Raw genomic sequence first — 23,981 nt, 5'->3', positions numbered from 1 at the left:
CTCCGCGTGAACCACTCCTCCGCACGCCCGGCGAGCGCGGCGCCCGCTGCCTCACACCACAGCCTCACCCACCCAGAAGGAGACCGACCATGACCGACACCGTCGACGCGCGCCCGCTGCTGGAGGGCGCGCGGCCCGAGGGCGACGACGCCTTCGCGCGCTATATCCGCACCGGCGCCACGCTGGAGACCAAGGCCTTCACCGGCACCACCGGGGAGCAGGGTGGGGTGGCGATCCCGACCCAGCTCGACGGCACGATCGACGCGCAGCTCGTCGGCCTCAGCCCGATCCGCGCGATCGCCAACGTGGTCCAGGTCGGCAGCGCGGGCTATCGCAAGCTGATCACCAGCGGCGGCACGCCCGCGGGCTGGGCCGGCGAGACCGACCCGCGCCCGGTCACCGCGACGCCGACCTTCCACGAGCTGGTCCCGCCCGGCGGCGAGCTCTACGCCAACCCCAGCGCGAGCCAGGCGATGCTCGACGACGCGCTGTTCGACAGCGAGGCGTGGCTCGCCGGCGAGATCGCGACCGAGTTCGCCAAGGCCGAGGGCGCCGCCTTCGTGAGCGGCAGCGGCGCCGGACGGCCGCGCGGCTTCCTGACCTCGCCCGCCAGCGCCGAGGCGGACGGTGCGCGCGCGTTCGGCACGCTGCAATATTTCGCCAGCGGCGCGGCGGGCGCGTTCGGCGGCGATCCCGCGGACCGGCTGATCGACCTCGTCCAGGCGCTGCGCGCGCCCTACCGCCAGGGCGCGTGCTTCGTGATGAACGCCGCCACCGCCGCGCACGTGCGCAAGGTGAAGACGCACGACGGCCAGTTCCTGTGGCAGCCCGGCATGGCGGCGGCGCAGCCCGCGACGCTGCTCGGCTACCCGGTGGTGGAGGCGGAGGACATGCCCGACGTGGCGGCGGGCAGCGCCTCGATCGCCTTCGGCAACTTCCGGCTGGGCTATCTGATCGCCGATCGCGGCGACACCGCGGTGCTGCGCGACCCGTACAGCAACAAGCCCTTCGTGACCTTCTACGCGACCCGCCGCGTGGCCGGCTGCGTGAGCGACAGCGACGCGATCAAGCTGCTCAAGTTCGTGGAGAAGTGAGGGGCTAACTCCTCCCCGCACCGCTTGGCGGGGCCACACGGGTTCGGTGTGCCAGGGGGCACGCCAAGGCCGCCCACCGACCCACGGGTGGACAGCCTCCTCGTCGAAGCCGGACCTCCATCCTCCCTTGCAAGGTGAGGTGGCAGGCCGAAGGCCAGACGGAGGGATGTCGCGGGCCGTGGGTCCACCGGAACTCGCCGCCGGTGACACCCCTCCGTCGCGCTCCGCGCGCCAGTGCGGGCGAGATGGTGTCCCCCCGGACACCATCTTGGCCGGGGGGCAAGCCAACGCCCGCACTCCCCTTCCAGGGAAGGGTCGGTGGATCGCCGACCCGGCCCTTCCCTTCCTCCTGTCAGGAGACCCGTCATGCCGATCCTCAGCGGCGCCCCCGGCGCGGTGGCGCTGGGCGAGGCCGATCGCGCCGCCGCGCTCGTCGCGCTGCGTGCCGAGCTGCGCGCCGCCGCCACCGACGACGACGCGCTCGCGCTCGCGCTGGTCGAGACCGCGCTCGGCGCCGCCGAGCTGTTCCTCGGCGAGGTGCTGATCGCGCGCCCGCTGGTCGCGTCGCTGCCCGCGCGCGCCGCGTGGCAGCCGCTGCCGGCGCGACCGGTGCGCCACGTTGAGGCGCCCGCCGCCGCGATGGTCGACATCGACGAGCAGGGCACCGGCTGGGTCCGCACCGCCGTGCCGGTCGAGATCACCTTCACCGCGGGGCTGGCGGGCGACTGGGCCGGGCTGCCGCCGGCGCTGCGCCACGGCGCGGTGCTGCTCGCAGCCTATCTCTTCGCCGACCGCGGCGGCGCGACCCCGCTGCCCGCCGCGGTGACCGCGCTGTGGCGACCGCACCGGTCGCTGCGGCTGGTCGCGGAGGCGCGCGCGTGAGCGGCGCGGTTGAGCGGATCGCTGCGCGCCGCGTCGCCGCGATCCAGGCGCGGGTCGCGGCGCGGCTGCGCGCGCTGCTGCCCGGCGCGCGGGTCGAGCTGGTCGACGAGGGCGTCGCGGTGAGCGGGCGCGGCCTGGTGCGGCGCTGGCTCGCCGACCCGCGGCTCGGCTGGTGGCGGACGTGAGCGCCGCGGCGGAGAGCGCCAACGCGGCGCTGCGCGCGGCGGCGCTGGCGGCACTGCGCGACATCGGCGTGACGCGCGTGTTCGACGGCGCTGCGCCGCGCGCGGCGGTGCCTTACGCGCTGTTGCGCGAGATCGCCGCGACCGACTGGGGCAGCAAGACGCACGACGGGCGCGAGCTGCGGCTGGGGGTGACGATCCGCGACGAGGGCGAGAGCGGCGCGCGCGCCGAGCGGCTCGCCGCGGCGGCGGAGGCGGCGCTGCTCGCGCTGCCGCCGCGCGCGGGCGCGTGGCAGGTGGTGACCGTCGCCCCGCTGCGGCTCGCGCTGGTGGCGGAGGCGCCGTCGCGCTGGGCCGCGCTGGTCGACGTCCGCGTAAGGATGCTGCGGGCGGGGTGAGGGGAGGCGCTGGCGTGCGGCGGGGTCGGGACCAGCGACGTCGGCGCGTTCCCGTCGAATCAATCTCCGCCCCCCCCCCCCCCCCCCGTCATTCCCACCCTCCCCTCCGTCATCCCCGCGAAGGCGGGGATCCAGACGCGCAGGTCTCACGATCGCACAGCGACGGCGCGGCTCCGCCCTCGGCTCTCCGTATCCCCGGCGATGGCGGCTTCGGCGCCGATGTCTCCGCAGGAGCCGTCACGTCAGTGTGTCTGGATCCCCGCCTCCGCGGGGATGACGGTGTGGACGGGGATGACGGGAAGGGAACGGGGCTGACGCGAGTGGCCGCCGCGGATCACATCATCAACCAGGAGAACCGACATGGCAGCGGAGAGAGGCAGCGCGTTCCTGCTCAAGGTGGCGGACGGCGCGGGTGGCCACCGCACCGTCGCGGGGCTGCGCACCACGCAGCTCAGCGTTAACGGCGAGGCGGTCGCGATCACCAACAAGGACTCGGGCGGCTGGCGCGAACTGCTCTCCGGCGCGGGCGTGCGCTCGGTCAGCGTCGCCGCGGCGGGAATCTTCACCGGTTCCGCCGCCGAGGCGCGGGTGCGCGCCAGCGCGCTGGCGGGGACGCTCGACGACTATCAGCTCACCTTCGAGAGCGGCGAGGCGCTGGCCGGGCGCTTCCTCGTCACCAAGCTCGACTATGCCGGCGATTACAACGGCGAGCGCAGCTACACGCTGGCGCTGGAGAGCTCCGGCGCGGTGGTGGCGGCATGAGCGCCGCGCCGGATCCCGCGCCCGCCAATCCCGCGAGGGGCGAGGCGGCGATCCGCGTCGCCGGCGAGACGCTCGTGCTGCGCCCCAGCTTCACCGCGCTGATCGCCGCCGAGCAGGAGCTGGGGCCGCTGTTCGCGCTGGTCGAGCGCGCCGCGGCTGGGCAGCTCGCGCTGGCCGAGCTGGCGACGTTGTTCTGGCACTGCCGCCACGACTGGCCCGCCGCGCTGACCCGCGACGCGCTCGGCGAGGCGCTGGTGGCGGGCGGGCTCGCCGCCGCCACGCCCGCGCTCCACGCGCTGCTGCGCCAGGTGCTCGCGGGACGATGAGAGAGGCTGGGAGCGACGCCACCTTCGCGGCGGCGGCGACTCGGCTCGCCGGGCTGGCCGCGCTCGCGCTCGGCTGGCGCCCCGACGAGTTCTGGCGCGCCACGCCCGCCGAGCTCGCGGCGCCGGGCGCCGCGCTCGCGCCCGATGTGCCCCCACCGCCCGACGCGGCGCTGCGCGCCCGCTTGCAGGAGATGTTCCCCGATGGATGAGGAGATCGAGCGGCTGGTGATCGGCGTCCGCGCCGACACCGCCGGTTTCGCGCGCGACCTGGACGCGATGCGCGGCCAGGTCGAGGGCCCGTTCGCGCTCGGCGCCGCGCGCGCCGGCCGCGGGCTGGAGCACGCGCTGCTCGAGGCGGTGCGCAAGGGCAAGCTCGGCATGGACGAGCTGCGCGGCGTGGCGATGGGGGCGATGGACGCGGTGGCGCGCGCGGCGCTGCGCGACGGTGTCGCCGGCGTCACCGGCGGCGGCGGCGCGACCGGGCTGCTCACCGGGCTCCTCGGCGGGCTGTTCGGGCTGGGCCACGGCGGCGGCGGGCGCGAGCGGGGCGCGGTGATCCCGTCCTTCCCGACGCAGCGGACCCGCGACACCATCGACCTGCTGCGCGAGACCGCGGCGCCTTCGCGCCGCGGCGACCTGCGGCTCGCCATCACCGTCAACGCGCACGCGGGCGAGGCGCCGCGCGCGCTCGAGCGGTCGGCGCGGCAGGTGGCGCGCGCGGTGCGCGCCGCGCTCGAGGAGGCGGAGTGATGCCCTTTCGGCTCGCCACCGAGCGCGCCGAGCAGGCGACCGACTGGCTCACGCGCTTCGACCCGCGCTACTGGACCGTCAACTTCCCGCGCCCGATGATGGCGGCGGCGACCAACCCCGCGCCCGACGTGCTCCGCGTCGACGCCGTCTTCTACCGCCGCGACGATCTCGCCGGGATCATCTGGGAGAGCGTCGATCGCCACGACCATCCTTTGCTCGGCTATGACACGTCGCGCGACTATCGCGCCTGTCGGCTGCGCTTCCGCTGGCGCTCGTCGGGGGTGCGCGCGCTCGACGAGGTCGACGGCCCGACGCTGACGATCGAGGGGCGCGACGCCGCCGGGCAGGCGCGCGCCTGGTACGTGCGGCTGTGGAACTACGCCGACGGCGCGCGCGAGGATGCCGAGGTGACGCTCGACTTCGCCGCGCTCGACGCCGGCTACGCGCGGCCCGCCGACCGCGACCCGGTCTGGGCGGGCGACGTCGACCGGATGTTCGTCTCGCTGGTCGCGCCCGGCTACGACCGGAGCGCCGCGCCGCTCGACGCGCCGGCGGAGGGCTGGGCCGAGCTCAGCGGCATCACCGTCGACGGCGCGGGCGCGGTGCTGGCGATCGGCGACGCGATGGTGCCCGCGCACGACCTGCGCGTGGCGAGCGGCTACGACGACCATTACCATCTCACCCCGGCGCGGCTGCTGCGCAACGCGCTCCAGCTCGGCTACCGCGGCGCGATCGACCACTACGTCGGGATGAGCCACTATTTTCGGCTCGAGGCGGTGGGCGCGGGCGCGGAGACGCGCTGGCTGGTGAGCCGCCGCGGCGGCACGCTCAACGCGCCCTGCGCCGCCTGGCACGCCGACCTCGCGCGGCGCGCGGCGCGGCTCGGCTATGCGCTGATCTGGTCGCTCTCCTACGAGCTGCTCGACCGCCACTGCTGGGACGACTGGAAGCAGCGCGCCGCCGACGGCTCGCCCGCGCTGACCGGCTGGGACCCGCCCTCGACCCTGCTGTCGCCGACCCACGCGGGCGCGATGGACTATCTCCACGCGGTGGCGCGCGCCTTCGTCGCGATCGGCGCGGGCGCGGGGCTGGCGCCGCGCTTCCAGGTCGGCGAGCCGTGGTGGTGGATCAGCGCCGACGCGCGGCCGTGCCTGTACGACGAGAGCGCGCGCGCCGCGCTCCAGCCGGTCGCGATCCCCTCGCTGCGCGGCGCGCTCGACGCCGCGCAGCTGGCGACACTCGACCGCGCCGCGGCCGCGCTGGCGCGCTCCACCGCCGCGCTGGTGGCGGCGGTGCGCGGCGACTGGCCGGGGTGCGTGACCTATCTGCTGATCTACCTGCCGACCCTGCTCGATCCCGCCATGCCGGGCGCGCGGCGGCTCAACCTGCCGGGGGACTGGGCCGCGCCCGCGTTCGATTGGCTCCAGCTCGAGGATTACGACTGGGTCACCGCGGGCGCGACCGGGGCGAGCGAGCGCGGCGCCGCCCTGGTCGGCGCGACGCTCGGCTATCCCGCGGAGCGGCAGGAGTATCTGTCCGGCTTCGTGCTGCGCCCCGCCGACCGCGGTGAGTGGGCGCCGATCATCGCTGCGGCGATGGCGGCGCGGCGGCGCGGCGTGGCGGCGCGCTACCTCTGGGCGCTGCCGCAGGTGCTGCGCGACGGGCTGGTCTATTGGCAGGGGGAAGACGAGATGGACGCCTTCGACGACGTGCTGTTCCCGATCGCGCTGGGGCGCGAGGCCGAGGTGGCGCCGGGCTTCTCCACCGCGGTGACGACCAGCGCGGGCGGGCACGAGACCCGCACCGTCGCCTGGGCCGAGGCGCGCACGCGCTACGACGTCGGGCCGGGAGTGCGCAGCGAGGCCGACATCGCGCTGCTGCTCGCTTTCTACCGCGCGCGCCAGGGGCCGGCGCGCGGCTTCCGGCTGCGCGACCCGTTCGACTGGCAGGCGCGGGAGGTCGTGCTGGGCCATGGCGACGGCGCGACGCGGCGCTTCGACCTGGTGACCCGCTACGGCGCGGCGACGCGGCGGATCACGCGACCGGTGGCGGGGACGCTGCGCGTCGCGGTGGCGGGGGCGGCGACCGCGGCGTTCACGCTCGGGCCGCTCGGCGTGATCGTGCTCGACGACGCGCCGTCTGCCGGCGCGGCGGTAACCGCGTCGTTCGACTTCGACGTGCCGGTGCGCTTCGCCGAGGACCGGCTGAACGTCGCGCGCGCGACCTATCTGGCGGGCAGCGCGCACAGCGTGCCGCTGGTGGAGCTGCGCGAGGCATGAGCGACCGGGTGCTGGCGCTGGCGCTGTGCTGGCGGCTCGAGCGGCGCGACGGCGTCACCTTGGCGCTGACCGCGCACGACCGCGACCTCGTCGTCGACGGGCTGGTCTACCGCGCCGCGCCGGGCATGACGCCCTCGGCGGTGGCGCTGGGCAGCGGGCTCGACGCCGACACGATGGCGGCGGAGGGCGCCTTCACCGCCGCCGCGATCACCGCGCGCGACCTCGCCGACGGGCGCTGGGACGGCGCGCGCGTGGTCTGCCTCGCGGTCGACTGGAGCGACCCCGCCGCCGCGCCGCTCCCGCTCGGCGAGGGGCGGATCGGCGCCGTGACCGCGCGCGACCGCGACTTCACCGCCGAGCTGAGCGGCGCGCAGGCGCGGCTTGACCGCCCCGCGGTGGAGCTCACCGCGCCGAGCTGGGCGACCGCCGCTGCCGCGTGATGATGGCGGCGCGGCGGCGCTTCGCGCGCGTGGTCGCGGCGGAGGGGACGGCGCTGACGCTCGACGCGGCGGAGCCGGTGGCGGGCGCCTATGCCGGCGGCGTGCTGCGCTGGTTCGACGGCGGCAACGCGGGGCTAATCAGCGGGGTGGCGGGCTCGGCGGGCACGGGCGTGACGCTGGAGGAGGCGCCGCCGCACGCGGTGGCGGCGGACGCGCTGGTGGAGCTGGTGGAGGGCTGCGACAAGAGGCTCGCCACCTGCGCGGCGCGCTTCGACAATTCGGTCAACTTCCGTGGCGAACCCTATGTGCCGGGGAACGACCTGCTGACGCGCTATCCGGGGGCGTGAGGGAGCGGGCATGGAGAAGGTCGGTGCTTGGGTCGAGTCGTCGCGGGATCCGAGCGCCCAAGATCCTCCCCTGCAAGCGGAGGGGGACCGCCGCGCGCAGCGCGGTGGTGGAGGGGCGCTCCCGCAGACGGGCCGGCTCGTCTCCGGGAGCGCCCCTCCACCAGCCTTCGGCTGTCGTGCAGGTGGGATTTCCCCCAGCGATGCCAGCCATGTCCGGGAGACATGGCGGCCTGCACGACCCTCCCCGTGTCGGAGAGGATCTTGCGTCCTCACCGCCGCGCGCTCGCTGATCGGCGTGCGCTTCCGCGCGCAGGGGCGTGAACCGGCGCTCGGTCTCGACTGTGTCGGGGTGGTGGCGGTGGCGCTCGCGCGGGTCGGGGCGGAGGTGACGCTGCCGCGCGACTATCGCCTGCGCCGCGGCACGCTGCCGCCGCTCGCGCTGCCGCCGGGGCTGGTCGCGTGCGACGGCGCCTCGCCGGGCGACGTGCTGCTGCTGCGCGTCTCGCCGGCGCAGCTCCACCTCGCGGTGCGCAGCGAGCGCGGCCTCCTCCACGCCGACGCCGCCGTCGGCCGCGTGGTGGAGCGCCCGGGCGAGCCGCCGTGGCCGCTGGTGGCGGCGTGGCGCTGGTGCGGGTGAGGGGCGGGCAGCCGAGCTGCTTCGAGCGCGACATCGTTCCCCGGCGGAGGCCGGGGCCCAGCTGGGAGACGATGCCGATGGGCGAGGCGCTCCGCAGCCCTCACCCTTTCCACCCCGGCGCACGCCGGGGTCCAGGTGGGGAACGTCGGTGAGGCCCGCGCGAACCTTCCCAACCGGGATCCGGCCTTCGCCGGGGCACGACAGCGGGGCGAGCCACGCTCGCCGACCGCATCATCATGGAGACGCACCCGCATGGCCACGCTCGTCCTCTCCACGCTCGGCCGCGCGGTCGGCGGGCCGGTCGGCGGCGCGATCGGGGGGCTGCTCGGGCACCAGCTCGACCGCGCGCTGTTCGCGCCGCGCCACCGCGCCGGGCCGCGGCTGGCCGAGCCGCGTGTCCAGAGCGCCGCCTACGCCACGCCGCTGCCGCTGCTGTTCGGCGTGACGCGGGTGAGCGGTACCCTGCTGTGGTCGACCGAGCCCGCCCCCGCCGCGCACGCCGCGCACGGCAAGAGCGGGCGCGGCGCGAACGCGGGCTACACCGCTTCCTTCGCGGTGGCGCTGTCGGCGCGCGCGATCGTCGAGGTGCGGCGCATCTGGGCCGACGGCCAGCTGCTGCGCGGCGCGGCGGGCGACTGGAAGAGCGCCACCGGCTTCCGCCTCCACCGCGGCACCGAGGACCAGCTGCCCGACCCGCTGATCGCCGCGCACGAGCGCGACGCGCCGGCGTTCCGCGGCATCGCCTATGCGGTGTTCGAGCAGCTCCAGCTCGCCGACTTCGGCGGGCGCGTGCCGATGCTGTCGTTCGAGGTGGTCGCCGACGCCGCGCCGGTGCGCGTCGGCGACGTCGCGCGCGCGATCGGCGCGGGCGCGATCGTCGGCGCCGGTCCCGACGCCACCGTCGACGGCTATGCCGCGAGCGGCGACAGCGTGGCGGGCGCGCTGGCGCCGCTGGCGAGTCTCACCGGCGGCTGGTTCGTCGCGGTGCCCGGCGGGCTCGCGCTGGCCGACCGCTGCGACACGACGCTCGCGCTCGACGACCCGATCGCGCGCGAGACGCTGCGCCGCCCGGTCGAGACCGCGCCGCGCGCGGTGACGGTGGCGCACTACGACGCCGCGCGCGACTATCAGGTCGGCGCGCAGCACGCGCGGCGCGGCGGCGCGGGCTGGCGCGAGGACACGGTGGAGCTGCCCGCGACGCTGAGCGCCGCGCGCGCCGCCGCGCTGGCACGGGATACGCTGCGCCGCGCCGAGCGCGCGCGCGTGTCGCGCACGGTGACGCTCGACGCGCGCGCGCTGGCGGCGCGGCCCGGCGTCGCGGTGCGGATCGACGACGAGGCGGCGGCGTGGCGGGTGACGCGCGCGCGCTACGAGCAGCACGCGGTGACGCTCGAGCTCGCCGCGGTCGACGACGCGCCCACCGCGGCGGCGCCCGCCGACGCCGGGACGGCGCGGTGCGCGCCCGACGTCGCGGTCGGCGCGACGCTGCTCCAGCTCGCCGAGCTGCCGCCGCTCGACGATGTCGCGTCCGCGGTCGAGCGCGTGACGGTGTTCGCCGCGGGCACCGCGCCGGGCTGGCGCCGCGCCGCGCTGCTGGTGAGCGACGACGCCGGGGCGAGCTGGATCGCGGCGGGTGACACCGCGCCCGCGGCGGTGATCGGCGCGCTGGTGGCGCCGCTGGCGCGCGCGCCGGGCACGCTGGTGGACCGTGCCAACACGATCGAGCTGCTGCTCGCGCACGACGACATGGTGCTGGAAACGTGCGCGCCGCGCGCGCTCGACCGCGGTGCCAACCTCGCCCTGGTCGGCGACGAGCTGGTGCAGTTCGCCGACGCGCACCAGCTCGCGCCGCGGCGCTGGCGCCTCTCGACGCTGCTGCGCGCGCGCCGCGGCACCGTCGTGACGGTGTCGCCCGCGGGCGCCCGCTTCGTGCTGGTGGAGCGCGCGACGTGCGTGACGGTGGCGTTGCCGGGCGCGCGCGCGGGGGATCCCGTGCGCGTGCTCGCCGCAGGCGTGGGGGATGGTGCGCCGGTGAGCGCCGAGGTCGTGCTCGACGGCGGCGCGCTGGCGCCGCCCGCGCCCGTGCATCTGCGCGCGCGCGCCGCCGCGGACGGTGGAACGCTGCTGACCTGGGTGCGCCGCAGCCGGTATGGCTGGCGCTGGGAGGAGGCACCGGTGCCGCTCGGCGAGGAGCGCGAGCTGTACGTGGTGACGGTCGACGACGCCCGCCGAGTCACGGTGGCGGCGCCGACGCTGCGGCTGCCGGCGGGGCATGGCGTGCGCCGCGTGGCGGTTCGGCAACAGGGCACGCTGGCGCTCTCGCGCGCGGCGGAGCTGGTGCTGGCAGGGTAACGAGGTGGGGTCGCGCGGCGACGCGGAGCCGAGGCCCGGGTGCGCCTCGCCGCGGCAGCGGCTCACACCGCGGCGTGCGCGTCGGCGCGCGATCGTGCCCAGCGTGCGACGCCGCCGCGTCGCCGCGCCTCCGCGTGCACCGTCGCGCGTCGGACGCGCCGATCGTCGCTGATCCGCGCGGGGACGCGATGTGTGTCCAAGCCGGGGCGCGCCCACCGCGACGGTGCGCGAGGCGTCGCTCGGCGCACCTCACCGACGTGCGGCGACGGTGCTGGCGCGCCGCACCGTTCTCCGCGTCGGCGCGTCCTCGCGTGAACCAACCCGTTTCCCCACCCACGACGAGCAGGAACACGACAGATGAGCGACGACACCACCGCGCGACTGGCGCTGCCGCTGCTGGTGAGCGGCCAGGCGCACAAGGAGGAGACGCACAACGAGGCGCTCGCGCTGATCGATCTCGCGCTGTGCTGCGCGGTCGAGGCGAGCGCGGTCGACGCGCCGCCCGACGCGCCGCTGCCGGGACAATGCTGGCTCGTCGGCGCCACACCGCGCGGCGCGTGGGCGGGGCAGGCGGGCGCGCTCGCCGGGTGGAGCGGCGCGGGGTGGCAGTTCGTCGCGCCGCGCGAGGGGCTGCGCGCGTGGGACCGCGCACGCCAGTGCGTCGTCGCGTACACCGCCGCGGGCTGGGAGAGCGGCGTCGTGCGCGCCGCGCGCGTGCTGGTCGACGGGCAACAGGTGGTCGGCGCGCGCGCCGCCGCGATCACCGATCCGGGGCAAAGTGAGGGTGACGTCGCCGCGCGCGCCTGTCTCGCCAAGGTTCTGGCGGCGCTGCGCGCGCACGGGCTTATCGCATCGTGAGCCGGCGCCGCGGTGTTGTAATCGCGCAACAGCACCCAGGATTTGTCAGCTTGTTCGGAAACCAACTAGCCGATAGTGAGTTTGCGCTGTCCGTAGTGACACCATGGAAAGGGGATTATGATGCGTAAGCTTGCCATGATCATGGCGCTTGCCTCCACCGCCCTCGCCACGCCCGCGCTCGCGCGCGACAAGGCGTGGTACGTCGGCGTAGAGGGCGGCGCGATGATCGTCGAGGATATCGATTGGGATATCACCGGCGCGACCACCTCGCTGACCGGCACCGGCACGACCGACTCCAACTACGGTTGGGACGTCGACGGCGTCATCGGTTACGACTTCGGCGCGTTCCGCCTCGAGACCGAGGTCGGCTATCGTCGCGCGACGGTCGACAGCTTCCGGACCACCGCTGGCGTGCCGATCAGCGGCACCGCGCAGCTGCCGGCTGGCACCTATGACAATGTCGGCGGGCGCACCTCGGCGCTCAGCTTCATGGTCAACGGTCTGCTCGACTTCGGCGAGGACGATGGTCTGCAGGGCTTCGTCGGCGGCGGCGCCGGCGTGGCGCGGGTCCAGGCGCGCCTGAACCCAACCAACTCCTACACGCTGCTCGACGACTCGGACACCGTGTTCGCCTGGCAGGCGCTGGCGGGTATCCGCGCGCCGCTCAGCGACCACCTCGACGTGTCGTTGAAGTATCGCTTCTTCAACGCCGACAAGGTCGAGCTGTTCGACGCGCGCGGCAGCTCGTACGACGGTCGCTTCCGGTCGCACAGCCTGCTCGGCGGCGTGACCTACAACTTCGGCGCTCCGGAGGAGGCTGCTCCGCCGCCGCCGCCGCCGCCGCCGCCGCCGCCGCCTCCGCCCCCGCCGCCGCCGCCGCCCGAGGTGGTCTGCTCGCCGGGTCCGTTCATCGTGTTCTTCGAGTGGGACAAGTCGGACATCACCCCGGAGGCCGCGTCGATCCTCGACAACGCCGTCACCCAGTATCAGAACTGCCAGAACGCGCAGGTCATGCTGGCGGGTCACGCCGACCGCTCGGGTTCGGCCAAGTACAACGTGGGGCTGTCGCAGCGCCGCGCGGACTCGGTCAAGGCGTACCTGACCTCGAAGGCGATCCCGGAGAACGTGATCAGCACCGAGGCGTTCGGCGAGAGCCGCCCGCGTGTCGACACCGCCGACGGTGTCCGCGAGGTGCAGAACCGCCGCGTGGAGATCACCTACGGTCCGGGTGCGGGCCAGTAAGGTCGATCGCTACGGCGAACGAGACGGGGAGGTCGGCGCGAGCCGGCCTCCCTTTCTTTTTGAGCTGGGCGGCGCCGGGCGCCCGCCCGGGGCGTCGCGCGCGTCCGGGCTGGTCCGCGGCGGGATGGGGCGGTCTGACGCGCTCGGGGGCCGCTCGGGAGGCTCGGCGACGAGGAGAGCGCGTCGGCGCCTCTCGCGCGTGAGGCACGAGAGGCGAGAGCCGTCGCTCATCGGGCGAGCTGATGCGTCCGTGCTGCCTTGGGGGGCCTTGGAGCGGGCGGCGGCGAGGCTGGGGGGCGGGAATGAAGGCCGGGGCTCGTTGATCCTGCTTCTCGGAGGACATGTCTACGTGACGCCGGGGAAGCTCGTCATCTTGCGTCATCACCGACCCCGTTCGGGATCCACGTCGCTGGATGAGCTGCGCGGCACGACGGACTTCAGGCCGAGAAGGGAGAGGGGCCGCTCGCGGAGAACTGCTCTGCGGGGAACGTGCCACATCCTGCGTTGTCCGCTCCGTGCCCCTGCGCACGCGGGAGCCAGGGGCCGCGCGCACCTTGCAGCCTGCCCCGCTTTTCCCTGGGTTCCGGCATTCGCCGGAACACGGTCACGCAGCACGCGCCATGCGCGATCTCGCGGCGATTGCCGCAAGGAGGTGGCGTGGCGCTGACGCGGTGTCATCGCGAGCCGCGCCCATCGGCGCGAGCTTTCGCCTCAGTAAGGCGCGCACTCGCGGCGGCGGGCGTGGCCCTTGGGGGTGAGCACGAGATGGCCGAGACGTTCGCGCACGAGCCCCTCGCGCATCATCACGCCGATGGCATCGGGGTGCTGCCCGCGCGAGACGATGAGGGTGCTGCCCGCGCTGCGCGCGGTCCAGAGGATCTGATCGAGCTGCTCGGCCATCGCCTGGCCGAGAACGTCCACGTTCATCACTTCACCCCCACGGGCGCTCGGGCGACTTGCTAATTTATTCTATCGCAAGAAGCCCCTAGTCCGAACCGATTCGCCGATGTTGACGGCAGATCATTAACCCAATTTGACGAAGATAAGGTTAATAGCTTCGACAAGAACGCCGTGGGACGAGTGAGTCAAGCGACGGATCGAGCCGCGAACGCCACCGCGCGGGGTGGTGGCGCCAAGTCGAGCACCGATCAGAAGCGGGTCCGCAGCGTCACGCCATAGGTACGCGGCTCGGCGAGGAACGATGAGAACAGTTGATTGCCGACGCCGCCGAAGCTGCGCACCTGCTCGAGGCTGCCCGCGCCCTGGAACGGCGTGTTGAACGCGACCTGCTGATAATCGGTGTCGAGCAGGTTCTGCGCCCAGACCTCGACCGCCCAGCGCTCGTCGCGCCCGCGCAGCCCGACGCGCGCGTTGACCAGCGTGAAGCCGTCCTGGATCTTCTCGGCGAACAGATCCGAGCCGGTGTTATAGTCCGACGACGTGCGCTGATCGACGTAGAACAAGGCGCTCATCCCGCTGCCCCCGATCGGCGGCGTCCAGCTCAGCGACGTCGTGATCACGTTGCGCGGCGCGTTCGAGATCTGCGCGCCGGAGAGCAGGAACAGCGCCGGGTCCAGCGCCGCGCCCGCGTCCGAGCCGACCAGGTTGCGGCGATACTTGGTCTCGGCCAGCGTGTAGCCCATGTTGAAGGCGAGGTGCTCGACCGGGTAGATCCCGGCCTCGAGCTCGACGCCCTGGCTGCGCACGCCGTACTTGACGTCGCCGGTGCAGACCCCGGTCGTCGCGCTGGCGTCGCGGTCGGCGCCGTTCAGGCTCTCCGAGCAGGAGCCGATATTCTCGACGACATAGTTGGTGCCGTTGAAGGTGTTGAGCTGGAAGTTCTTGAACTCCGAGCGGAACGCCGCGGCGTTGAAGGTAAAGGCGCGACTCGAGTATTTGAAGCCGATCTCATAGGCGTTGACCGTCTCGGGATCGAAGCGCAGCCGGCCCGCGTCGATGTTGGCGATCGTCGCGGGATTATAGGCGTCACCCAGGTCGGAGCGGTCGAGGTTGTAGCCGCCCGCCTTGTAGCCGCGCGAGTAGCTGGCATAGGTCATCAGCCGGTCGCTCGGCTTCCAGCTCAGCACCGCGGTGCCGGTGAACTGGCTCTCGCTGAAATCGTCCGCGATCTGCCGGCCGTTGAGCGCGGCCGAGCTGTTGCCGGTGCAGGCGAGCGTGGCGATGCCGCGGGTGAGCGCGGCGAGCTGCGCGTTGTTGAAGAGGTTGCCCGCGGGGCCGGCGCCGAGCAGCGTCTGAATCTGCGGACACACCGTGTTGTTGTTGCCGAAACTCGCGTCGAACTTCTTGCGCTCGTGCGTCCAGCGCAGGCCGCCGGTGAGCGAGAGCGTGTCGGTCAGCTTGAAGATATTGTGCGTGAAGACCGCGAAGCTCTGGCTGTCCTGGTCGTAGACGTCGCGCGTGGTGCCGAGGTCGTTGAGCGTGCCCAGCAGGCGGATGTTGGCGAGCAGCAGCGGCGTCGCCGCGCCGAACGCCGGGGTCGTCCCCGGCACCTGACCCGAGAGGATCGCGGTGCCGGCGGCGCTGAGGCAGCCGGGATTGGCGGGGTTGCGCAGCGCCGCGTTGGGATTGATCGTCGCGACGATGCGGCACGCGGCGAAGGCGCCATAGTCGCGGCCGAACTTGAGGTTGTCGACGACCTGCAGGTCTTCCTTGCTGTAGAAGCCGCCGATCAGCCAGTTGAGCCGGTCGCCGAAGGCCTCGCCGTTGAGCCGCAGCTCCTGGGTGAAGGTGTGGAACTGGCGGTAGTTGTTGCCGTCGTTCGGGCGATAGCCGATGTCGAGCACGTTATAGTCGATGTCGCTCGCGCCGTCCGACTTATACTCGCGGTACGCGGTGATCGCGGTGAGCGAGGCGCCGCCCAGGTTCCAGTCGATCTGGCCCGACGCGCCATAGTCCTTGGTGACGTTCGAGTAGGCGCGCCCCGGCGTGTTGGCGATGCGGCGGCTGTACGGGTCGCTGCCGCTCGGGAAGACCGAGCCGGCGGGATAGCCGCGCAGCGCGGCGAGCGAGGTCATCACGCTGACGATGCGGTTGCCCGCCGGATTGATCGCGTAATCGCCGGGCACGCCGGGCGTCGGATCGATCTTCTCGCGCGTGTCGACGTAGACCGCGCCGCAACACTTCTCGTTGCGCCTCGTATAGTCGCCGATCAGCCGCAGCGAGAAATCGGACGAGGGCTCGAGCAGCAGCTGGCCGCGGACGAAATAGCGGTCGCGGTTGTTGAAATCGGTGTCGTTCGCGACGTCGCGGTAGAAGCCGTCGCGCTTCTGCCACACGCCGTCGACGCGGAAGGCGAGCACGTCCTTGATGATCGGGCCGGTCAGCGCGCCCGCGGCGCGCCAGAAGTCGTAATTGCCGTAGGTGCCCTCGGCATAGCCGCCGAAGTCGAACGACGGCGCCTTGGTATAGATGTTGATTGCGCCCGCCGAGGAGTTGCGTCCCGACAGGGTGCCCTGCGGCCCGCGCAGCACCTCGATCCGGTCGACCTCGCCGAGATCGTTGAGCCCCGAGCCGGTGCGGCTGCGATAGACGCCGTCGATGAACACCGCGACCGAGCTCTCCAGCCCGGGATTGTCGCCGACCGTGCCGACGCCGCGCACGCGCGCCGAGGCATTGGCCTCCGATCCGGTGGAGGAGACGTTGAGCGAGGGGGCGAGCTGCGCCATCTGGCGGATGTCGGTCGCGCCCGAGTTCTGCAGCGCCTGCTGGCTCACCGCGTTGATCGAGATCGGCACGTCGGCGAGCCGCTCGGAACGGCGCGTGGCGGTGACGACGATGTCGTTGGCGTTGAGCTCGCGCGTGTCGCCGGCCTGGTTGGATGTGGTGTCGCTCTGCCCGTCGACGGCGGCGTTGCTGGTCACCGGGCTGGCCTGCTGCGCCAGCGCGGGCGCCGCAACGATCATCGCGGCCGACGACAGGAGGATGTTGCTCAGTCGCATGGCGGTCCCTCTCCCAAGGTCCTGTTATCCCGCCCCTCGTTTTCGAAGGTTCGGTATTGGGGAGAGCTTAGCGCACGACTAAGGTTCGTCTAGCGCTTTCGTGCCCGACGTGGTGATTTTCAATATCGGGTGTGGAGCGCGCGCAACGTCGCGGCGGCGCGACGCTACGGAAAGCGCGCGGGCCGCGGCACTCGGCCGCGGCCCGATCAACTCACTTGGGCGCGAGCACCATCAGCATCTGACGGCCTTCCATGCGCGGATAGGCCTCGACCTTGGCGACCTCCGCGACCTGCTCGGCGACGCGCTGGAGCACGTTCATGCCGAGCTGGCCATGGCTCAGCTCGCGGCCGCGGAAGCGCATCGTCACCTTGACCTTGTCGCCTTCCTCGATGAACTCCACCACCTTCTTCATCTTGGTGTCGTAATCGTGGTCGTCGATGTTGGGACGCATCTTGATCTCCTTGATCTCCTGCGTCTTCTGCGACTTGCGCGCGAGGTTGGCCTTTTTCTGCGCCTCGTACTTGAACTTGCCGACGTCGAGGAACTTGGCGACGGGCGGATCGGCGTTGGGCGACACCTCGACCAGGTCGAGCCCGACCTCGCGCGCCTGCTCCATCGCCTCGCGCGTGTACATCACGCCGAGGTTCTCACCCTCGTGGTCGATCACGCGGACCTTGGGGCTCTGGATCCACTCGTTGAAGCGGGGCCCGTTCATCGGCGGCGCCTGCATCGGCCGGCGCATCATGGGGGGACGTATAGGTAAATCTCCGTTGGCTGTGTCGCCCGCCAATATAAGGGAGAACGCGCGCTTTTAGAAGGGGCGGCGCGTCACCGCGGCGCCGGTTGTCGCGCGGGCGCGTCGAGCAGGCTCCGCGTGGCACGATCGCGGTTGTCGATCTCGGCGCGCGCCGAGTCGGACAGGCCGCCGCCGCTGGCGTAGCGCGCGGCGATGGCGGCGTTGACGTCGACCTCGGCCTCGGCGCGGCGGGCGTCGCGGCGGGACAGGCGACCGGCGCGGCGCTCGCGCGCGATGCTGTCGCGCGTGGTGGAGAGATCGGGCGCCGCGCCCGAGTCGGTGCGCAGCGTCGGCGCGATCGGCCCGGGCCGCTGCGCCGTCGCGGGCTCGGCGAGGAGAAGCGGGAGCAGCAGCAGCGCGGTCGTGGGTCGCATCGTCGGACTCTCCCTCCTCTACGGTGCGGCGGCGTGCGCGGGACCATCACCAGCGCCGCGCGGGCGGACCGTCGATCTCCTCGAGGCAGACGCTCACCTCGGGCAACAGCAACGCGGTCACGCGGTCGTGCGCCTCATATTCCTCGACATCGCTGTACGCGCCCTGAACCGGCGCACGGTGCACCCGGATCGTCTTGCGGATCGCGTCCACTACCCAATAGTCGCGCACGCCGAAGGTCGCGTAGCGCGGCGCTTTCACGCGCAGGTCATAGCCGATCGAGGAGACCGCCACCTCGATGACCAGCAGCAGGTCCGGCCCGCGCACGTCCTGCGAGCCGATCTCGGTGGGCCAGACCGCGAGGTCGGGCTCGTGCAGGTCGGACGGGGCGAAGGCGATCTCCGCCTCGACGAACACCCCGAGCGCGCGCGGGAGGCTGAGGTTGAGCAGATGGCCGAGGCGCTGCTTGACCCGCTCGTGGTCGCTCGACTTGGACGCCGCCATCGGCACGATCTCTCCGTCGATCAGGTCGAAATGCTCGTTCTCGGCCAGCAGCCCCGCCTCGGTGAGCGCGTAGATATCCGCCACGGTGAGCCGGGGCGGGATCGTGCCGGCCTTGATCTCCTGCCAGATCGTCACCGCTACCTCCTTCCGTCAGGTGCGTGCGCCCGCTCGCTGCTCGCCACGGCGCGATGCCAAGGGATCCCGGCCCTTCGACGCCGCCTGCGACGTCGCTCAGGACAAGCCTGAGCCGGGATCGATGCCGCCGCAAGGGCAACGGCCGCAGTGTACGCTGCACCACGGATGCCGGGTCAAGGCTCTCCTGAGCTTGTCGAAGGGCCCCGCATGACGGGACAGGACCCTGGTACCGCCGCAATCGACCGTTTTAGGTCACAAGCGAGACGGTAACCTCGTTCCGACATCCTCCCGCCGGCGGCCACACGGGTCAGCCCGCGCCCGCCCGCCTCAGCGCAGGTCGGGCGGGGTCGCCTCCCCGCGCAGCATCGCCACCGCCGCGTCGAGCGTCACCACCTCCTGCGCCTGGCTGCCGAGCCGGCGCAGCGCGACCTTGCGCTCCTCCGCCTCGCGTTTGCCGACCACCAGCAGCACCGGCACCTTCGCCACCGAATGCTCGCGCACCTTGTAGTTGATCTTCTCGTTGCGCGTGTCGGTCTCGACCCGGATCCCGGCCGCGCGCAGCGCCGCCGCGACCTCGGCGGCGTAGCCGTCCGCGTCGGAGACGATCGTCGCGACCACCGCCTGCACCGGCGCGAGCCACAAGGGGAAGCGCCCGGCGTGATGCTCGATCAGGATGCCGATGAAGCGCTCGAACGTGCCGAGGATGGCGCGGTGGAGCATCACCGGGCGGTGGCGCTGGCCGTCCTCGCCGACGTAGCTGGCGTCGAGCCGCTCGGGCAGCACGCGGTCGGACTGGATCGTGCCGACCTGCCACGTCCGCCCGATCGCGTCGGTGAGGTGGAACTCCAGCTTGGGCGCGTAGAAGGCGCCCTCGCCGGGCAGCTCCTCGAACTTCGCCTTGATCGCGTCCGACAGCCCCGAGGCGTGCACCGCGTCGCGCAGCTCCTGTTCCGACTTGTCCCACATCGCGTCGTCGCCGAAGCGCTTGTCGGGGCGCAGCGCCAGCTTCACCGCATAATCCTCGAAGCCGAGGTCGCGGTAGACGCTGTCGAGCAGCTCGCAGAACTTGCGCACCTCCTCGACCAGCTGGTCCTCGCGCACGAAGATGTGCGCGTCGTCCTGGGTGAACTGGCGGACGCGCATGATGCCGTGCAGCGCGCCGTGCGGCTCGTTGCGGTGGCAGCAGCCGAACTCGGCCATGCGGATCGGCAGGTCGCGGTAGCTCTTGATCCCCTGCTTGAAGATCAGCACGTGCGCCGGGCAGTTCATCGGCTTGAGCGCCATCAGGTCGCCCTCGCCCGAGAGCACCGGCCCCTCTTCCTCAACGTTGGGGATCTCGTCGGGGACGACGAACATATTCTCGCGATACTTGCCCCAGTGGCCGGACTGCTCCCACTGGCGCGCGTCCATCAGCTGCGGCGTCTTCACCTCGGCATAGTCGGCCGCGTCGAGGCGGCGACGCATATAGGCCTCGAGCTGGCGCCACAGCACGAAGCCCTTGGGGTGCCAGAACACCGAGCCCTGCGCCTCGGCCTGGAGGTGGAACAGGTCCATGTCCTGGCCGATGCGGCGATGGTCGCGCTTGGCCGCCTCTTCCAGCATGTGAAGGTGCGCGTCGAGCTGCTTCTTGTTGAGCCAGCCGGTGCCGTAGATGCGGCTGAGCATCGCGTTCTTCTGGTCGCCGCGCCAATAGGCGCCCGAGACGCGCGTCAGCTTGAACGCCTGCGGATCGAGCCGCCCCGTCGTCGGCATGTGCGGGCCGCGGCACATGTCGAGCCACTCGCCCTGACGGTAGATCGTCAGCTCCTCGTGGTCGGGCAGCTCGGCGGCCCATTCCGCCTTGAACGTCTCGCCCTGGCGCTGCCACGTCTCGATCAGCTGCTCGCGCGTCCACACCTCGCGCGTGAACGGCTCGTCGCGCGCGATGATGCGGCGCATCTCCTCCTCGATCGCGGGCAGGTCCTCGTCGGTGAACGGCCGGTCCTTGCCATCGATCTTGGGGGGCGCGAAGTCGTAGTAGAAGCCGTCGTCGGTGGCGGGGCCGAAGGTGATCTGCGTGCCCGGGAAGAGATGCTGCACCGCCTCGGCGAGCACGTGCGCGAGATCGTGCCGCGCCAGCTCGAGCGCCTCGGCCTCGTCGCGCTGGGTCACCAGCGCGAGCGTCGCATCCTGCGTCAGCGGGCGCGAGAGGTCGCGCAGCTCGCCGTCGACCCGCGCCGCGATCGCGGCCTTGGCCAGCCCGGGCCCGATCGCGGCGGCGATCGCCGCGGGCGTGGTGCCCGGCTCCACCTCGCGGACCGAACCGTCGGGCAGCGTGATCGAGAGCATGTCCATGGAGTATCTTCCTGCGAGAACCGTGGGGCACGCCCTAAGGCGCGCGTGACGCGACGAAAAGAGGGAGCCTGCCCGGCGTGGCGCGGCCGGCGGGGCGCGTCAGCGGGTGACGCGCGCGCCGGCCGTTGGCCGCGCCGGGATGCTAGTAGTGAGCCGGGCCGTGCGCATGGTGGCACCGATATAGCCGCGCGCGTGCCGCGGCGCCAGCGTGGCCTTATCCGCGGCGGAGGCGTCCCTATATCTGGGGCATGCCCGTCGACGTCTCGGCCAACCCGCATTTCTACCTGCTGCTCGGCGCCCTGCTGGTGGCGGCGATCGTGGCGCGGCGCGTGCCGCTGCTGCGCACGCTGGTGAGCCTGGCGGTGTGGGGCGGGCTGGCGGTGCTGCTCTACACGCTGCTGGTGGAACGCGAGCGCTTCGACCCCTGGCTCGGCCGCGTCGCCGCCGCGCTCGACGTCGAGAGCCAGCAGGTCTCGGGCAGCGAGACGCGGGTCAAGATGAGCCCCGACGGCCATTTCTACGTGCGCGCGCGGCTCGGCCCGCTGGGGGCAACGGTGGAGCGGCGGCTGCTGGTTGACAGCGGCGCGACGATCACCGCTTTGTCGCCCGCCACCGCGGCGGCCGCGGGGGTGGAGGTGCGGCCCGCGACCTTCCCGCTGCTGCTCAAGACCGCCAACGGCACGATCCGCGCCGACACCGGGGCGCTGGCGGAGCTGCGCTTCGGCAACGTGGTGGCGCGCGACCTCGCGGTGGTGGTGTCGCCTGCGTTCGGCGACGTCGACGTGGTGGGGATGAACTTCCTGTCGCGGCTGAGCGCGTGGCGGGTCGAGGGGCGCACGCTGATCCTCACGCCGCACCACCCGCAGGAGGCGTAGAGGGGCGGCGGGGGCGGGGCCATCGGGCTGTCATCTTGACGGCCAGGATGCTCCCTCTCGCCCCACACTAACCGTCACCCCGGCGAAAGCCGGGGTCCAGTTGGAAGACGTTGGTAAGTCCCACCACGGCCTACCCAACTGGGCCCCGGCCTTCGCCGGGGCGACAGCGTAGGGGCAAACGCCCCTCGACACACCGATCGCGCCGCCCTCTCCTCGCGTTGACCCAGCACGGTGATTGCACGCCATCGGCGATCGCCTTGTTGGGGAATGTTGCTCAGATGTTCTCGCCGCGTCAGCAGAGCGGGGCGACACGATGAACATGGAGCGGGCATGGATACCGGCGGGGGTGAGCCCCGCCGAACGACGGCGCTTATTCTCGATCTGGATACGGACGGGGCGAATCCCGACGCGCCGCGACGACGGCGTCGAGCTGAAGTTCAACCCCTGGCACGACCCGCGCGACGGTCGCTTCACCTCCGGCCCGGGCGGCGAGGCGGCGTCGCGCGACGGACCGCCGGGGCGAGGAGGTGAAGGCGGTGGTGTAGGAGAGGGCGGCGGTGTCGTCCGTTCGGACGGCGTCTATCGGCCGGGTGAGCCGGGGCCGACGCTGATCCCGATCGGCGCGCCGGAGCCGCCCGAGACGCGCGGCGGCAACATCCGCGCCTTCGAGGATCCGATGACGCTGGATGAGCTGCCGATCCTGCGTGACACGCCGGCCGGCGCCTTGCTGGCGCCGTTGGACGGCTTCCTGAACATAACAGGCCCTGGCGCAGAGATCCGTACCGCCCTCATGCGCGCGCAGGCGGACAAAATTCTCGCGGACATCAAGGCGCTGGATCCGACCTTCGTTTACCAATCGTTCCAGTTTCCGTCCACCGAGGCGGGTCAGCGACGCCTCATCGATGACCTTCGTTTCAATCGCGCCGTTGTTATGATGCGTGTCAAAGGTGATCTTGGGCCGTTGCGGGTCGAGGCTGTCCGAACAATGCAGCAGATCGCTGATGAGGCTCACGATGATGGCACCGCGCGACTGGCAGCTTCAGCTCTGCCGATTCGCCTCCACAAGCGAGAGGCCTTAGGAAATTTCATCGATCGGGAAGTGCGCAACGGCTTGAGAGAAAAATTCCACCTCGCAGGCGTTATTACATCCGCCGATCGTGAGATTGCCGTCAACAGGAGAGAATATCTACATGACGGCTCCGGGTATCGCCTGCCCGACCTTCGCATCGGAAATGTCTTCTTTGATGTGTCTATTGCGGAGAAAACGATGAGCGGTGGTCAAGTTAAGGAATTTTTTGAGGGAAGGTCAAGGCCTTCCGCAGTCGTGATCATACGTCCGCGGCAGGAGGGAGGTAGCTACATCATAAGGGGGAATGGAAAATGAGTCAGGATAAAGAAGAACACTTTGTTTACAGAAGCTCCTATGCAAAACCGCGTCCATACATACCACAAGCACTGAGCGAAATTGAAGATCAGCTTGGCTCGATGATGCTGAAATCTCCTCACTTCAAAGATAGGACGGGGTATTTTCCTGATTTAAGCCTGGAATCAAGTTTCTTCAAACTCAACAGTGGCCTAGACCGTATGCGGGAGAAGCTCGGGAAGGATGTTCACGCCAAGGCAATCGAGCTGTCAGGCCGCGCGAAGGCGTTGTTTTTACAGGCACCAGATATCGCCAGCGAGAAGACGAGGGAAGGCAATCGGCTGCTCGACGAGATCGATCAGCTGATCAACGCGGTGCGGCGCCACCGCTACGAGAGCGGCCTCAAGGACGATGAGGGCGAGGTGACCGGCGACTGACGGTCTGCTGTGGTGGGCGGCTGGCGGGATGCCGAATGGACGGCACGTCCGACCGGCAGGCCGACAGATCTCGCGCCACAGCGGTTTGCCAGTTGCAGTCGCGATTGTCAGGTCAACGCAGGGGGGAGATGCCTCCCGGAGGGAAGCTGCAGAATGAACGACGCGGAAGAAGAAGATTACTTCTTTAGCAGTTCTGTCACTAAGCCAGGGCCATATATCCCAAAAACACTCGGGGAGATATACGACTAACTCGGAGCGATGGTATTGCATGTCCCAAGAAAGTTCAAAAAGAAAACCGGCTACTTTCCGGAAACATTCCTTGAGGCGGACTTTTATGAGTTGAACAATGGCCTAGAGCTCGTGCGAGAGAAGCTGGGCGAGGACAATTACGCCAAGGCGATCGACATGTCCGCGCGTGCCAAGGCACTGTTCGAAGCCGATCCCGATATGAAGACGGGGCAAGCCGAAGACGGGATCGTGCTGCTCGACGAGATCAGCGAGCTGATCAGGGACGCTCGGCGCAGGCGCGTCAGGGCGAAGCTGAAGGACGACCTGGGCGAGGTGAGCGGCGACTGACGCTCGACGAGCGCCCGCGATCGACCGCGGCCGGCGGGTGAGGGAGGGGCGAGTTGGGCGGGCCAGCGTGCCCCCCACCGG

At 71.8% G+C, this 23,981-nt stretch carries 23 protein-coding genes and 1 pseudogene; 18 read left to right on the top strand and 6 right to left on the bottom strand.

Annotated elements, in window-relative coordinates; genetic code table 11:
* Positions 1-89: 89 nt before the first annotated feature.
* The 14 genes and pseudogenes from FHY05_RS14025 (at position 90) to FHY05_RS13960 (ending at position 12,549) form a co-directional block, all read left to right on the top strand.
* A complete protein-coding gene (locus FHY05_RS14025; protein WP_183945072.1) occupies positions 90-1,094 on the top strand; it encodes a phage major capsid protein in 1,005 nt (334 codons plus the stop codon).
* A 366-nt stretch (positions 1,095-1,460) separates the two neighbouring features.
* The gene (locus FHY05_RS14020; protein WP_183945071.1) at positions 1,461-1,976 is read left to right on the top strand and encodes a hypothetical protein; all 516 of its coding nucleotides are present in this window, start codon (positions 1,461-1,463) and stop codon (positions 1,974-1,976) included.
* Positions 1,973-2,161 (top strand): hypothetical protein, encoded by a 189-nt coding sequence (locus FHY05_RS14015; protein WP_183945148.1) that lies wholly within the window; start codon positions 1,973-1,975, stop codon positions 2,159-2,161. The genes FHY05_RS14020 and FHY05_RS14015 overlap by 4 nt, the downstream gene beginning before the upstream one ends.
* Positions 2,149-2,556 (top strand): DUF3168 domain-containing protein, encoded by a 408-nt coding sequence (locus tag FHY05_RS14010; RefSeq protein ID WP_183945070.1) that lies wholly within the window; start codon positions 2,149-2,151, stop codon positions 2,554-2,556. The genes FHY05_RS14015 and FHY05_RS14010 overlap by 13 nt, the downstream gene beginning before the upstream one ends.
* Positions 2,557-2,916: 360 nt before the next feature.
* Positions 2,917-3,318 carry a phage major tail protein, TP901-1 family gene (locus tag FHY05_RS14005; RefSeq protein ID WP_183945069.1) on the top strand — a complete coding sequence of 134 codons (402 nt, stop codon included), beginning with the start codon at positions 2,917-2,919 and terminating at the stop codon, positions 3,316-3,318.
* Positions 3,315-3,644 (top strand): GTA-gp10 family protein, encoded by a 330-nt coding sequence (locus tag FHY05_RS14000; RefSeq protein ID WP_183945068.1) that lies wholly within the window; start codon positions 3,315-3,317, stop codon positions 3,642-3,644. Before FHY05_RS14005 ends, FHY05_RS14000 begins: the two co-directional genes overlap by 4 nt.
* Positions 3,641-3,853 carry a phage tail assembly chaperone gene (locus FHY05_RS13995; RefSeq protein WP_183945067.1) on the top strand — a complete coding sequence of 71 codons (213 nt, stop codon included), beginning with the start codon at positions 3,641-3,643 and terminating at the stop codon, positions 3,851-3,853. Before FHY05_RS14000 ends, FHY05_RS13995 begins: the two co-directional genes overlap by 4 nt.
* Positions 3,846-4,394 carry a tail tape measure protein gene (locus tag FHY05_RS13990; RefSeq protein WP_183945066.1) on the top strand — a complete coding sequence of 183 codons (549 nt, stop codon included), beginning with the start codon at positions 3,846-3,848 and terminating at the stop codon, positions 4,392-4,394. Before FHY05_RS13995 ends, FHY05_RS13990 begins: the two co-directional genes overlap by 8 nt.
* Positions 4,394-6,673, top strand: a complete 2,280-nt coding sequence (locus FHY05_RS13985; protein ID WP_183945065.1) for a DUF2460 domain-containing protein — start codon at positions 4,394-4,396, stop codon at positions 6,671-6,673. Before FHY05_RS13990 ends, FHY05_RS13985 begins: the two co-directional genes overlap by 1 nt.
* A pseudogene (locus tag FHY05_RS13980) lies at positions 6,670-7,460 on the top strand (DUF2163 domain-containing protein). The gene FHY05_RS13985 and the pseudogene FHY05_RS13980 overlap by 4 nt, the downstream one beginning before the upstream one ends.
* A 295-nt stretch (positions 7,461-7,755) precedes the next feature.
* Positions 7,756-8,097, top strand: a complete 342-nt coding sequence (locus FHY05_RS13975) for a peptidoglycan endopeptidase (RefSeq protein ID WP_311732481.1) — start codon at positions 7,756-7,758, stop codon at positions 8,095-8,097.
* Between the two features lie 252 nt (positions 8,098-8,349).
* A complete protein-coding gene (locus FHY05_RS13970) occupies positions 8,350-10,449 on the top strand; it encodes a phage tail protein (protein ID WP_183945064.1) in 2,100 nt (699 codons plus the stop codon).
* Positions 10,450-10,806: 357 nt separating this feature from the next.
* Complete coding sequence (locus FHY05_RS13965; RefSeq protein ID WP_183945063.1) at positions 10,807-11,307, top strand: DUF2793 domain-containing protein; 501 nt, start codon at positions 10,807-10,809, stop codon at positions 11,305-11,307.
* Between the two features lie 120 nt (positions 11,308-11,427).
* Positions 11,428-12,549 (top strand): OmpA family protein, encoded by a 1,122-nt coding sequence (locus FHY05_RS13960; RefSeq protein ID WP_183945062.1) that lies wholly within the window; start codon positions 11,428-11,430, stop codon positions 12,547-12,549.
* A 711-nt stretch (positions 12,550-13,260) separates the two neighbouring features.
* On the opposite strand, the gene FHY05_RS13955 is transcribed toward FHY05_RS13960, so the two are convergent.
* From FHY05_RS13955 to thrS, 6 genes are all read right to left on the bottom strand, one after another.
* Positions 13,261-13,476: a hypothetical protein gene (locus tag FHY05_RS13955; protein ID WP_183945061.1), complete on the bottom strand. Its 216-nt coding sequence runs from the start codon at positions 13,474-13,476 to the stop codon at positions 13,261-13,263.
* 221 nt (positions 13,477-13,697) lie between these two features.
* Positions 13,698-16,508, bottom strand: a complete 2,811-nt coding sequence (locus tag FHY05_RS13950; RefSeq protein WP_183945060.1) for a TonB-dependent receptor — start codon at positions 16,506-16,508, stop codon at positions 13,698-13,700.
* A gap of 211 nt (positions 16,509-16,719) precedes the next feature.
* Positions 16,720-17,253 (bottom strand): translation initiation factor IF-3, encoded by a 534-nt coding sequence (gene infC / locus FHY05_RS13945; protein ID WP_132910175.1) that lies wholly within the window; start codon positions 17,251-17,253, stop codon positions 16,720-16,722.
* A gap of 83 nt (positions 17,254-17,336) precedes the next feature.
* Positions 17,337-17,678 carry a hypothetical protein gene (locus FHY05_RS13940; protein WP_183945059.1) on the bottom strand — a complete coding sequence of 114 codons (342 nt, stop codon included), beginning with the start codon at positions 17,676-17,678 and terminating at the stop codon, positions 17,337-17,339.
* 46 nt (positions 17,679-17,724) lie between these two features.
* Positions 17,725-18,315 (bottom strand): Uma2 family endonuclease, encoded by a 591-nt coding sequence (locus FHY05_RS13935; protein WP_183945058.1) that lies wholly within the window; start codon positions 18,313-18,315, stop codon positions 17,725-17,727.
* A gap of 327 nt (positions 18,316-18,642) precedes the next feature.
* Positions 18,643-20,643 (bottom strand): threonine--tRNA ligase, encoded by a 2,001-nt coding sequence (gene thrS, locus FHY05_RS13930; RefSeq protein ID WP_183945137.1) that lies wholly within the window; start codon positions 20,641-20,643, stop codon positions 18,643-18,645.
* Positions 20,644-20,897: 254 nt separating this feature from the next.
* Here thrS and FHY05_RS13925 point away from each other — a divergent pair, with 254 nt between their 5' ends.
* The 4 genes from FHY05_RS13925 to FHY05_RS13910 all read left to right on the top strand — a co-directional run bounded on the left by FHY05_RS13925 (position 20,898) and on the right by FHY05_RS13910 (position 23,900).
* Positions 20,898-21,524, top strand: a complete 627-nt coding sequence (locus FHY05_RS13925) for a TIGR02281 family clan AA aspartic protease (RefSeq protein ID WP_183945057.1) — start codon at positions 20,898-20,900, stop codon at positions 21,522-21,524.
* A gap of 313 nt (positions 21,525-21,837) precedes the next feature.
* Positions 21,838-22,908, top strand: a complete 1,071-nt coding sequence (locus FHY05_RS13920; protein WP_183945056.1) for a hypothetical protein — start codon at positions 21,838-21,840, stop codon at positions 22,906-22,908.
* Entirely contained in the window at positions 22,905-23,324 is a 420-nt protein-coding gene (locus FHY05_RS13915; protein WP_183945055.1) for a hypothetical protein, read from the top strand. Before FHY05_RS13920 ends, FHY05_RS13915 begins: the two co-directional genes overlap by 4 nt.
* 258 nt (positions 23,325-23,582) lie before the next feature.
* The gene (locus FHY05_RS13910) at positions 23,583-23,900 is read left to right on the top strand and encodes a hypothetical protein (RefSeq protein WP_260181563.1); all 318 of its coding nucleotides are present in this window, start codon (positions 23,583-23,585) and stop codon (positions 23,898-23,900) included.
* Positions 23,901-23,981: the final 81 nt, after the last annotated feature.

The organism is Sphingomonas sp. BK580 (genome assembly GCF_014194975.1).
Lineage (GTDB): Bacteria > Pseudomonadota > Alphaproteobacteria > Sphingomonadales > Sphingomonadaceae > Sphingomonas.
The sequence above is the reverse complement of the archived record's forward strand: the minus strand, read 5'-3'. Positions and strand labels throughout refer to the sequence as shown.